Source organism: Oceanobacillus sp. FSL K6-0251, assembly GCF_038004725.1.
GTDB classification, from domain to species: domain Bacteria; phylum Bacillota; class Bacilli; order Bacillales; family Amphibacillaceae; genus Oceanobacillus; species Oceanobacillus oncorhynchi.
Map to the genome: position 1 here is coordinate 3,355,015 of NZ_JBBORS010000001.1, position 12,141 is coordinate 3,367,155.

At 39.7% G+C, this 12,141-nt stretch carries 9 protein-coding genes; 2 read left to right on the forward strand and 7 right to left on the reverse strand.

The window, feature by feature from the left end:
* Window positions 1-59 precede the first annotated feature (59 nt).
* Window positions 60-1,631 carry a peptide chain release factor 3 gene (locus MKY45_RS16725; RefSeq protein ID WP_212929542.1) on the forward strand — a complete coding sequence of 524 codons (1,572 nt, stop codon included), beginning with the start codon at window positions 60-62 and terminating at the stop codon, window positions 1,629-1,631.
* A 194-nt stretch (window positions 1,632-1,825) separates the two neighbouring features.
* Here the strand turns inward: MKY45_RS16725 and helD are convergent, their stop codons facing one another.
* From helD to trmB, 5 genes are all read right to left on the reverse strand, one after another.
* The gene (helD, locus tag MKY45_RS16730) at window positions 1,826-4,135 is read right to left on the reverse strand and encodes an RNA polymerase recycling motor HelD (protein ID WP_341173131.1); all 2,310 of its coding nucleotides are present in this window, start codon (window positions 4,133-4,135) and stop codon (window positions 1,826-1,828) included.
* 266 nt (window positions 4,136-4,401) lie between these two features.
* Window positions 4,402-5,631 (reverse strand): Zn-dependent hydrolase, encoded by a 1,230-nt coding sequence (locus tag MKY45_RS16735; RefSeq protein WP_341173132.1) that lies wholly within the window; start codon window positions 5,629-5,631, stop codon window positions 4,402-4,404.
* Window positions 5,632-5,651: 20 nt separating this feature from the next.
* Window positions 5,652-6,839 (reverse strand): hypothetical protein, encoded by a 1,188-nt coding sequence (locus MKY45_RS16740; protein WP_042535576.1) that lies wholly within the window; start codon window positions 6,837-6,839, stop codon window positions 5,652-5,654.
* A gap of 570 nt (window positions 6,840-7,409) precedes the next feature.
* The gene (gene uraA, locus MKY45_RS16745; RefSeq protein ID WP_341173490.1) at window positions 7,410-8,675 is read right to left on the reverse strand and encodes a uracil permease; all 1,266 of its coding nucleotides are present in this window, start codon (window positions 8,673-8,675) and stop codon (window positions 7,410-7,412) included.
* Between the two features lie 388 nt (window positions 8,676-9,063).
* A complete protein-coding gene (trmB, locus tag MKY45_RS16750) occupies window positions 9,064-9,705 on the reverse strand; it encodes a tRNA (guanosine(46)-N7)-methyltransferase TrmB (protein ID WP_042535580.1) in 642 nt (213 codons plus the stop codon).
* A gap of 89 nt (window positions 9,706-9,794) precedes the next feature.
* Between trmB and MKY45_RS16755 the strand changes: the two genes are divergently transcribed.
* Complete coding sequence (locus MKY45_RS16755; RefSeq protein WP_341173133.1) at window positions 9,795-10,076, forward strand: YtzH-like family protein; 282 nt, start codon at window positions 9,795-9,797, stop codon at window positions 10,074-10,076.
* Window positions 10,077-10,092: 16 nt separating this feature from the next.
* Here MKY45_RS16755 and MKY45_RS16760 read toward each other — a convergent pair whose 3' ends face one another.
* Window positions 10,093-10,911, reverse strand: a complete 819-nt coding sequence (locus MKY45_RS16760; RefSeq protein ID WP_042535584.1) for a phosphotransferase family protein — start codon at window positions 10,909-10,911, stop codon at window positions 10,093-10,095.
* A gap of 319 nt (window positions 10,912-11,230) precedes the next feature.
* Window positions 11,231-12,136 (reverse strand): diacylglycerol/lipid kinase family protein, encoded by a 906-nt coding sequence (locus tag MKY45_RS16765; protein WP_042535586.1) that lies wholly within the window; start codon window positions 12,134-12,136, stop codon window positions 11,231-11,233.
* Window positions 12,137-12,141: the final 5 nt, after the last annotated feature.

Below are 12,141 nucleotides of genomic sequence, written 5' to 3' on the forward strand. Positions count from 1 at the left end.
AAACAAACACGTATAAAGCTGTAAAAGATGGATCAGTCTATGATAGAAAGGATTTCACTATGTCAATTCAAGAAGAAGTACAGAAAAGAAAAACATTTGCGATTATCTCGCATCCCGATGCCGGGAAGACAACAATGACAGAAAAATTACTGTTATATGGCAACCTTATCCGTTCAGCAGGAACAGTCAAAGGGAAAAAATCCGGCAAATTCGCTACATCCGACTGGATGGAAATTGAGAAACAACGTGGTATTTCGGTTACATCCAGTGTCATGAACTTTGAATATGAGGGTTTTCATATCAATATTTTAGATACCCCGGGACACGAAGATTTCAGTGAGGATACGTACCGGACTTTAACCGCTGTTGACAGTGTTGTGATGATTATTGATTCTACGAAAGGAATTGAAGCACAGACCATCAAACTGTTCAAGGTTTGCCGGATGCGAGGAATTCCTATCTTTACTTTTATGAATAAATTAGACCGGGAAGGAAAAGAGCCATTAGCTTTATTGGAGGAATTAGAAGAGGTATTAGAAATCGATACGTATCCAATGAACTGGCCGGCTGGCATGGGAAAAGGCTTCCTCGGAATTTTTGACCGGGAAAATGAACAATTTGTACAGCATCATCCAGGAGCAGAGGAAAGCTATATCCCTTATAAAGAATTAGAAAATCACCCAGAGTTAACTGAAAATGGAACCTACCAAGATGCAGTCAATGAACTGGAGCTTGTTGAGGAAGCTGGAAATACTTATTCTGAAGAAGCCATTTTAAACGGCGAACTTACACCTGTTTTCTTCGGAAGCGCACTTTCCCCATTCGGCGTGCAAACATTTTTTGATTCCTTTATCCGCTTAGCACCGAGTCCGACACCGCGTAAGTCGACCAAAGGTGCCGTAAAACCGGAAGAAGAAGACTTCTCTGGATTTATTTTTAAAATCCAAGCCAATATGAATCCTGCCCATCGTGATCGAATTGCTTTTCTACGTGTTTGTTCCGGAAAATTCACACGCGGGATGAGTGTTGCGTTAGCACGGACCGGGAAAGAATTAAAACTGGCTCAATCCCAACAAATGGTGGCGTCTTCCAGAGAAACCATTGAAGAAGCATACGCCGGCGATATTATCGGTATTTATGATCCCAATGCCTACCAAATCGGAGATACGTTGCTGACCGGCAAAGAAAAATATGAATTTGATGAACTGCCGCAGTTCCCGCCGGAAATCTTCAAAAAGGTCATGGCAAAAAACGCATTGAAATCGAAGCAGTTTCGTAAAGGGATTGAACAGCTTGTTCAGGAAGGCGCTATTCAGCTGTTCCGGGATAAATTAACAGATTCCTTTATTTTAGGCGCCGTCGGAGAATTGCAATATCAGGTCTTCACCTACCGCATGGAAAATGAGTACAATGCCCAAGTAATCATGGAGCCAATTGGTGAACGGATTCCAAGATGGCTAAATCCTGAGCAGGCAGATGCTTCCTTGTTTGATTCTGGAAATCTGCTGGTACGTGACCGTCATGATCAGCCGCTCGTGCTGTTCCGAAATGAATTTGCATTAAACTGGTTTAAAGATAAAAATCCAGATATTGAGCTGATTGACCTTTTTGAGACAAATAATTATCAATAAGAAAAAATGGAGACAGGATTGGATATCATTCTGTCTCCGTTTTTATTATTTGCCAATCTCCAGAGAAGAAAAACTGCAACTTCGGATTTTCCTTGTGTCTCGATGTTGAAAATCGCACAGTCAGTTACACTGCAATAAAAAAGGATTTCCAAACCTTTATCGCAAGGTACGGAAATCCTTCTTCATACTTTTTCTCACCTTTCCACAATCGTCGCATACCTGTATTTCTCTTTAGGAACCTCACTTAAAAAAGGAGATATTTTATCAGAGTACAATAAGGTCAAATCATGCATAGCACGGGTGCACGCGGTATAAAGCAAATATTTATCTGTAGGGTGTGAATACACTTCACTGGAAGCATCTGCAAGAATCACCGCATCAAATTCAATCCCCTTTGCTAAATAGACAGGAACAACCACAACCCCTTTTTGATAGGTTTTGGTATGCTCATTAACCTGTTTGATATCTATTTCTTTATGCAGCTGTTGATATATTTTATCACAGGCACCTGCCGTCTTCGCTATAATCGCAATCGTTTCATGGCCTTCCTGCTGCTTCTCTTCTATTTTATGAAGCAATGCATCCTTTTCAGAAATGGATTTTGTCAAATGAATGACCTCTGGAAGTGAACCACTACGTTCAAAGGGTTCAACCGGTTCACTGCTCGGTGAAAAGTATGATGTGAAATCTGCAATCGGCTTCGTTGAGCGATAGCTTTTCGTTAATACGATCCGCTCCGTACTTTCCTTAAACGAAATATTCTCCTGAATCGGATTTTCCTCCGATGCATAGGAATAAATTGCCTGATTTACATCCCCAAGCAGTGTAAAACTGGCATACGGATAAAGATGCCTTAAATAAGCAAATTGAAAAGGCGTATAATCCTGTGCCTCATCCATTACAATCAGATGCACAGGCCGGTTAACCTGGTGGCCAATCATTTCCCCTTTAAAGTAGTTATAAGCAGTTGCCAATTCCCATGGAAGCTGTTTTTTCCGGAGCTGCCTAATTGCTTCTGCTTTATATTGTTGAAGCGCACTGGTTCCATTCAATTCTGCGATAAAGTCCATATACATTTTAAATGTATTAATAAAACGGTTCTGACGGATCATATTTTGCAATGGAGCAAATGTTTTACGAATAATTTTCTCTCTCAAAACCTTTTCTTCATCCTGGATACTGCTTTCTTCATGTTCATTCTCTGCTTCATGATAAGCTTTCATATAGTCATCTTTGGTTAACAGCTGGATTTGATCCAAAACCCAATCTTTTTCGATTTCTTCCTTTTGAAATGCACGAATGCGCTGCAGCAGCCAATTTCTTAACTGCTCCATTTTATTTGGAAGACGCATATCCTTCTCCAAGGATGCAAAATAATCTTCAATCTCCGTCTTATCAATGAGTAATTCATTTCGAAAACGGATAGAGCGGAAAACAAGATTTGTTTGATTTAATTTCTCTAAATGCTGATTAATTGTGTCCATAAAAGCCGTACTGGAAAAATACTGAATTGCATCCCTTAATGATTTCTGTTTTTCTTCTTCTAACCCCATCAGCTTTTCAATCTGTTCAAAGGGGGTGTCTACATGTAATGCTTTATCTGTTCCTTTGAGAACGAATTGATGAAAGGTTTGCTGGTTGACCGGCTCCTCGCCCAATTCAGGGAGCACATTTGCTACATAGCTTGAGAATAAATCATTTGGAGATAAAAGCAGCACCTGGTCCGCTGTCAAATTAGTCCGATGATGATAAAGCAAATAGGCAATGCGCTGTAATGCTGCAGATGTTTTTCCGCTTCCCGCTGCACCTTGTACAACAAGCACCTTACTGCCGCGATGACGGATAACGGCATTTTGCTCTTGCTGAATCGTAGAAACAATCGATTTCATTTGTGTATCAGCCGCCCCGCTCAAGCTTTCCTGGAGCATCTCATCTATAATAGTTACGGAGGTGTCAAAGATTCCTTTCATTTTTCCATTCCGGATCATATATTGTCGTTTTAAGCTCATGTCGCCATTCACTGTTTCTTCCTCCGTCCGGTACTCTACCGGGCCTGGAGCATAGTCATAATAAATACTGGAAATCGGAGCCCGCCAGTCATAAATAAGAAAATCCTTCTCTTCTTCATCCATTAACGAAGAAGTACCAATATAAATTTTCTCGATTTCTTCACTGCCTTCTTCCTGAAAATCAACTCTCCCAAAGTAAGGCTGGTTTTTCAGCCGTTCTAATTGGTTCATCCGCTGATAATTTTTCCCGTAATGCCGCTCTTTCTGTGCGAGGATATTGGATTGCTGCTTAATACTTTCCTGTGTCTCAATAATGTCATCCATTTCATCCATATTAACGGTAATATCATCCCAGAATGTTTTACGTAATTCAACGACATCTTCCTTCACCTTGGAGGATTGTTCCTTCAAAGCATGTTGTTTCTTATCAATAATATCTAATACCTTCTCTAGTCGCTGATATTCAAATTCGTGGCTATCCCTTTGCTTATCCATCAACTTCCCCCTTTATTTCCGAAAACAACTGTTGACATACTTATTATTATAATGTATAATTATAATATATGGATATATATTATTCAGTATATCTTTAACTTTTATATTTTACCATCATTACATAAATTAATCAATACATCTGCAAAAGCCGGCTTGAATTTTTCAGCAGGCTTTTTTTTGACCATGTTTACTCCATCGTTTCTTCTTTTTATTATCATAACATATATGATATAACCTATTAAAAAAATCCCAGTGCCAAATCGACACTAGGATTTTTCCGTTAATTTTAATGCAGTTTCGTATAATACTTCGATGCCTGCAGCAAGCTCATGGATTGCGGTCCATTCCTCCGGGCAGTGACTGAGACCGTCTTTACTCGGCACAAAAATCAATCCGACATCCGTTATATCGGCAAGGACCATCGCATCATGTCCCGCTCCGCTGTGCATGTTGATAAAAGAGGTACCTAACTGCGCACATGATGCTTCAAGTATAGAACGAATTTTCTTGTTCAGTTCCTTAGGCTGCATGTATAAGGACTGCTCTACTGCAGTCTGAATACCATTGGCTTCCCAAGAGCGAACCAGATTTTTTACTTTCTGCACGACATTTTTTACATGTGCTTCTTTGCTGGAACGGATATCCACAGAGAAAACAACTTTATCCGGAATTACATTTGCTCCGTTTGGAAATACCTGATGTCTTCCTACCGTTGTCACCGTTCCTTCTCCTTCTTCCATTGCAATCTGCGGAAGCTTGGAAATGATATTGGCAGCCGCTACTAACGCATCAGAGCGCCGATCCATCGGTGTTGTACCAGCATGTCCTGCTTTCCCGTCAATCGTTACCTCTAATTGTGTTAATCCGACAATAGATTCCACCACTCCCACGGAAATCTGCTCTTCTTCTAGAATAGGCCCCTGTTCAATATGCATTTCTAAAAATGCTTTGATTGTTTCTGGATCTCGTTTCACCTCTAATGAAGGATCCAAACCAATCTTTTTCATTGCCTCGGGGACAGAGATACCGTCCTTATCTTTGGTCTCTTGAACATCATCCTTTGAAAGATATCCGGCAATTCCTCTGGAGCCCATTAAACCGCCGCCAAACCTTGATCCTTCTTCTTCAATCATCGCAATAATTTCTAATGGATATACCGGCTTAACTTGATTATCCTGGAATAATGCAGCGATTTCTAGACCGGCAATCACACCAGCCGGACCGTCATAATCTCCGCCATGAGGAACACTGTCAAAGTGAGATCCTACAATTACACTTGGCGCATCCTTCTTTTCGCCTTCCAGCTTGCCAAAAATGTTGCCGAGACCGTCTTCTCTTACTTCTAACCCATATGCTTCCATCTGCTCTTTAATATAGATACGGGCTTGTAAATCTTCTTCACTGTAAGTCAAGCGGGTGGTTCCTTCATTCGGCGTCGCTGTATATCTGCTTAATGCTTTAATATGTTTTTCAATGCGTTCCTGGTTTGCTTTCACGTAATGATTCCTCCTTCAATCTACAAGAAACTGACAAATACTCCTGCTAGTATAACAGAAACAATCGTTACGGTCACAAATCCGCCAACCAGCATCGGAGGGAGCATATGGCTCGTCAATATTTCTCTTTCCTTTGTATCCTTCGTCAATGAGGTGATCACCTCATTGGTAATTACATAATCCGCTGGAAACCCGTAAAAGGCAGTTAAGGATATTGCATATGCCATTGCTTTGCTGACCTTAAACAGCCTGCCAACAATAAAGGAGAAGATATACATTCCGATTACAGCTAAAAGAATACTTCCGACTAATAAGTAGATAATGTCAAGCATCATATCCGGGGTAGCATTTCTTAATCCGTCAAGAATATAAAGCATCAGCCCCAACATCGCAAAACCAAACCCGTTTGCCTTCTGCAGCGCCTGCTTTTCCAAGAAGCCGGCACTTCTGCCGATAACACCGAATAACAGACAAAGGACCATCGGACTGACAGATACGACTGGCTCCAGCCATGCAGATATCTGATAAGCAAGGAACCCGGTAACAGCTAATCTAAAAAATATAAAATAACTGGTATTATATTGTTCCGGGAGATTCCTAAATAACTTTGCACCTTCGTACTCTTCAGCTGCTGTTTTATTCGATGTATCAGCTTCTTTTAATTCACCGCTGCGTATTTTATTCAATAATTGCTTTCCTTCTTTTTTCAACATCACAGATGTTAAAGGATAACCTGCAAAGCCTTGCATCACATAAATAACGATTGCAAATACAGATAAGCTTACCAGACCTGCTTCTGCAGCACCTTCTGACATAATCAGTGAGGATACCAGCCCTCCCACTAACGGTGGAACGGCGACAACCATAGCCTGAAATCCGAAAAGTAAGGTGCCAAAGCTAAGCAGAAAGGCAACAACACCTAAAACACCGCCGAGAGCGATTAAAATCGTACGCCATTGCTGCTTCAGCTCCTTTAAGGATAATAGTGTCCCCATATTTACAATCAGCATGTACATCAGCACTGTAGCAACTACAGGAGGTATACCTGCTATTTCAACTATATCCTGCGGGAAAAAGGTCCAATAACCCGCTAAAAACAGAACGGCACAGACAAAAATCGACGGTACCCAAGCCTTGGTTTTGGCAGCAACCACGTCTCCAATATATAAAATCAATACAATAAGAACTAATGCAAGCATTTGTGCCATGTTCATTCATCCTCCAATTAATTAAATTATGTTTTTCCTGCTGTCTGTCCTCTAAGAGATTATGAACATTTCTATGCCCAAAGACAATCGGCTAACTGTTTAAATGGTTCCGTTATATGAAAGATTCTGTGAATTACGCCTATAGATGTGTATATATTCACATATTTTTCAGACTATTAATAGAGTTTTAAATGATTTCATACTTTTATGATTCTTTTGAAGAAAATTCATAGTCTATAGTGTAAAATGCAGTCCACAAGCGTATGGAACTGCTTCGAATCTTCTATCAATAACGAAACTATTTTAGTGATAATCGAAATATTATCACCAAACAGATGGTTCGTCAATAAAAAATTTAACCAGCTTCCAGGCTGGTATGGTGCGTTTCTATTCTACTTTTTATATCAAACAACGACTGTATAGGAGTTGTTATCGCTTTCTATTTTTCATTGTTTATGCTTTCTTATTGCAAAAATTGTTATTTGAAAAAGAAAACTGCCGCTCTATATGAAATTCTCTCCAATTTCATTCGAGTGCAGTTTTCTTTCTATGCCTCATTCATATATTTATTTACTTATCCTCATTCGATAAGTTTAAAGCATCCAGCAGTTTAAAGAATAAGCTGATTAAAATGGCAACAATGGTCGCCAGCCCCATTCCTGTCAATTCTACTGCACCAAGTTCAATGCTGGCTCCGCTGACACCAATTGCCAATACTACACAGGTCAGGATAAGATTTTGCGAATTATTATAATCAATCTGCTGCTCTACAAGCATACGCAAACCGCTTACCGCGATAATCCCGAAAAGCAGTAAAGAAATACCGCCCATAACCGGTGTTGGAATAGATGAAATTAAAGCAGCAAGCTTTCCGCAGAAGGAAAGGATAATTGCTAACACCGCAGCTCCGCCGATAATCCATGTAGAATATACTCTTGTTATCGCAAGAACTCCAATATTTTCACCATATGTTGTATTTGGTGTCGATCCGAAAAAGCTGGAAAGCATCGTAGAAATACCATTACCAAATAAAGAACGGTCTAAGCCCGGATCCTTTACCATATCCTTCTTCACAATATTGCCTGTAACTACTAAATGTCCAATGTGTTCAGGCACAAGAACAAGCGCAGCCGGTAAAATAATAAGGATGTCAGACCAGTTGAACTCAATCTGATAATAGGTCGGCATTTGAATCCAGGCAGCCTCCCGTACGGTTGTAAAGTCAACAATTCCAAACATCGCCGCAATCAGATAACCAGTTACTATACCGAGAAGAATCGGAATAATTTTCAGAAATCCTCTTAAAGTCACCCAATAAACAATCGTTGCCCCCAGCGTCAGCAAAGATACCGTTATCGCAGTCATATCTCTTGGAACATCCGCCCCCGGCAACAATCCAGCCATATCTGCTGCTGTAGGCACAAGCTCCAACCCAATAACGGCTACAATAGCTCCCATCGCTGCCGGCGGAAAAATAACATCAATCCAGCTTGTACCCGCATATTTCACAATCACCCCGATCAGAGTCAAAACAAGACCTACTACGAAGAAACCACCCAAGGCGGCACCATAGCCTCCTCCATCTGTCAGAACTAACATAACTGGTGCGATAAAAGCAAAGCTCGATCCTAAATAAGCAGGAATTTTCCCTTTCGTTATAAAAATATACAGCAGTGTGCCAAACCCATTCATCATTAAAATAGTTGCTGGATCTACGTTAAATAAAAGCGGTACTAAAACTGTGGAACCAAACATTGCAAATAAATGCTGCAAACTTAAAGGCAAGCTCTGTAATAATGGCAGCCGTTCATGTACTTGTATTTCTCTTGATTTCATCAATACCTGTCCCTTCTGTATGTATTCTATATCCAATTGCTCTCTAGCTAAAAACACCTTACCAGTCCGGGGTAAGGTGTCAGAATACACAAAGGAACATTATCCATTAAATATGTGTTCCAAAAGGATGATAAAAAAGACCATAGAATCTTAAACATCATTTTTATTAAGCTTTGGAAACGTCTCTTTAAAGGACATATTTATTTTGCTTCATCCGTTTTCCTTACCAGCCTCGCGGGACTGAATTAAAGGTTCATCAAATCCATTCATATCGTATATATTATGACAAATAAACAGAAGTACTGTCAATCATTTATTTTCATCCTCTGGAACTTAAACGCGTCTCGCACTGGAAGACTTGCGAATCATCAAGCTTTAGCTTTCTTTATTAAGATGAAAATTGTGCTGTACAGCGATAGATGACATGTCCCATGGAAGCGAATTTTTCTTCATACTCTGTCTTCACATTCGCTTCATCCTCAATAGCATGCAAATCTAAATTCACTTCTTTCAGCTTCATTCCATAGTCGGAAAAGCTGACTAATGAATACTCGAATAATCCGCGATTATCGGTTTTGAGAACGATTTGACCTGAATCCGGCAAAATATGCTGGTATTGCTCCAAGAAGCTTCTAAAGGTCAAGCGACGTTTCTCATGACGATTTTTTGGCCAAGGATCGGAGAAATTTAAATAAATTTGCCCGATTTCATTTTCTTCAAATATAGCAAGCAAATCATTCGCATCTTCATTCAATAGGCGAACATTATCTAACGTTTCTTCATCCACTTTTTGAACTGTAGAAACAATAATACTTTTCGCTACCTCGATGCCGATAAAGTTTATATCCGGGTGCTGCTTTGCCATTCCTGTAATGAATTGCCCCTTACCCGAACCAATTTCTACATGAATCGGATTATTGTTGCCAAAAACTTTTTTCCATTCCCCTTTATGTAAGCTCGGTTTCTCTAATACAATATAATTTTTTTCCTTTAAATAATCATCTGCCCATGGTTTATATCTTTGTCTCATATACGCTTTCCTCACTTTTATAGCTTTTGATGATGTGAATAATAATGCATTATCCGTTTAAACTATGCTCAGGAACGAGGTGAATTTAGATGCAACTATCTCTGCAAAACAAATTGCAATTACTGTGTGATATTTTAGACGAGCATCAATCTGATTCCTCTGTGTCTCCGAATGAACATGCTCAGTTAGAAAGGCTCACTGCTTTCCTATTAGCTCAACAAGAATTATCTGATCAGGATATCCGGGACGTCCTGACGCGCATTTACCAATATGGTAAAGATGGGGCTGCTGCATCCGATCTGACAAAACATATTGGTGATCATCAAGATCAGTTTCAGCATTGGATCAATACGGTCCAGCAAAACCTCTGATTGGTATCCCGATATGCTAAGAAACAATAAAATCTTTAATCGATTGGTTGATTTCCTGTAATTCCTTCAATCTTTGCTGGACTTTCCCTTTCTCATTACGGTCAAAGTGCCAGCATAAGAATTGGAGGTTGTCCTGCAGGAGATACCAGTACATACGAATAAACCATTGTCTGTCCGGCTCTATTCCGTAATTGATAAGCCACTCTTTCCAATCTTCCTTTGGAATATACCATTTTAAGAGCATACCAATATCCGTTGCAGGATCAGCAATGGTTCCATTATCCCAATCAATTAAATAAATGATGTTTTCTTTTGTTAAGATTAAATTATTATGGTTCATGTCACAATGACATACAGCGAGCCTTTGGTTCCTTGTATAAGGAAGCATCATTTCCAGCAAACCAATTGCTTCCAGTACCTCTTCCCGCTCATGCATTAAGCCATTATTTTCTAATTGTAAACAAAGCTGGGTGAAGCTTTCATCTGAGGTTACCGGTTTTTTCCCCATTTTTAACAGCATATGCATTAATTCCGAGGAATGATGTATTTTATACAATAAATCAGCCACAGATTGCTGCTTCATTTCTTCTTCATTCAAAGAACGCCCTTCCAGCCATTCTTGAGCGGTAATAACATCACCATTTTCTATTCGCTTTGTCCAAATAAGCTTTGGTACAATTCCTTCTGCAGAGAGTACAGCTAAGAAAGGCGATGTGTTCCGTTTCAAAAACAATCGCTTTCCATTTTTTTCAGCTATAAATGCCTCGCCGGTCAAACCTCCAGCCGGTCTGACAAGCCATCCTGTACCTAAAGCATGTTCGAGCCAGTTAATCATAATGTCTTCCCATCTTTCAAAATTAGCATTCAAGTGCGTGTTCAAGAAACATCCGAAAAATCTTTATTCATCAATAGACCATTCTTGCTTTTTATCTGGTTATAAATCAGATAGACAAGCAATCCTTCTCTATTTCCGATAAATAATATGATTCTTTTTCATGTGTTAAGTCTTTATTGTATCTAGAAATGATCAAAATTACAATATCTACATGCATTATCAATAATATTAAAATATAATAAAATTTCAATCAATCTGCTTTTTCTACTATTTATCATGGAGAATCGTCTGTAAATCTCCTACTGAATGAAGTTTCTATTTATATAATATGTACTGCCCGTTGATCCTTTGTAATCAGACAAGTACGGAGCCTTCCAGTTTCTCCATCTGCCTGATAGCGGACTGGTGAATCAGCCTCTATCACCAGCTCCTTCGTCCGAAATAATTCTACTTCCTTTAAAAAACGATGCAGGCCAAAAATAATCAGCAGGAATAATAATAGAATTTTCTTTCTGGATATCTGATGAACAATCAGTATGGACAGATATTCCTGATGCAGGACTGCATGTGGTACTACCTTTAACCCTCCGCCGCAATAGGGATGATTTGCTGCAGAAATGAGCCAGACATTTTGCAATGTCCTTACCTTTCCATCGTATTTCAAACGAATATTCATCGGTTGAAAGCTCCAGATTACCCGGATTAATGCAATCAGGTAAATCAGCTTCCCCAAACCCAGACGATTGAGCCAGCCCTTTAATCGAGATTTATTTGCTGCTTCTGTCGTTATTGCATCTATCCCGACACCGATACTATTGATAAATTTTTTGTTCTCACTGTTGTCCAGTTGAACCCTGCCATTCCAATAGCAGTACCTATCCGGACTTGAAATGATTTTCTGCCATTGCTTCTCTGCATTCCGATTTTGACCGGTCCCTCTGGCAAAATCATTTCCAGAACCGGTCGGAATAAAAGAAACCGGCACTTCTTGGTTCACCCAGCCATTCATTACTTCATGCATGGTTCCGTCTCCGCCGATAACGATAACATGCTTTATCCTTCTATCCCCGGAATAATTTGCAGCAATCACTTTGCCCTCCCCAGGTGCGTCAGTAAATAAAGTTTTTTGCTCGATGCTGTGAAAACTTTCCATCTTTTGAATACGCTCAAAGGCCTGCTTTGCTTTCCCATTCCCAGCATGGGGATTCACAATCAATAAATACATCGTCA

Coding starts and splice junctions, on each gene's coding strand:
- MKY45_RS16755 (WP_341173133.1), top strand. CDS start 9,795: ATGCAACTATCTCTGCAAAACAAATTGCAATTACTGTGTGATATTTTA.
- uraA (WP_341173490.1), bottom strand. CDS start 8,675: ATGAAATCAAGAGAAATACAAGTACATGAACGGCTGCCATTATTACAG.
- MKY45_RS16765 (WP_042535586.1), bottom strand. CDS start 12,136: ATGTATTTATTGATTGTGAATCCCCATGCTGGGAATGGGAAAGCAAAG.
- MKY45_RS16725 (WP_212929542.1), top strand. CDS start 60: ATGTCAATTCAAGAAGAAGTACAGAAAAGAAAAACATTTGCGATTATC.
- MKY45_RS16740 (WP_042535576.1), bottom strand. CDS start 6,839: ATGGCACAAATGCTTGCATTAGTTCTTATTGTATTGATTTTATATATT.
- MKY45_RS16760 (WP_042535584.1), bottom strand. CDS start 10,911: ATGATTAACTGGCTCGAACATGCTTTAGGTACAGGATGGCTTGTCAGA.
- helD (WP_341173131.1), bottom strand. CDS start 4,135: ATGGATAAGCAAAGGGATAGCCACGAATTTGAATATCAGCGACTAGAG.
- trmB (WP_042535580.1), bottom strand. CDS start 9,705: ATGAGACAAAGATATAAACCATGGGCAGATGATTATTTAAAGGAAAAA.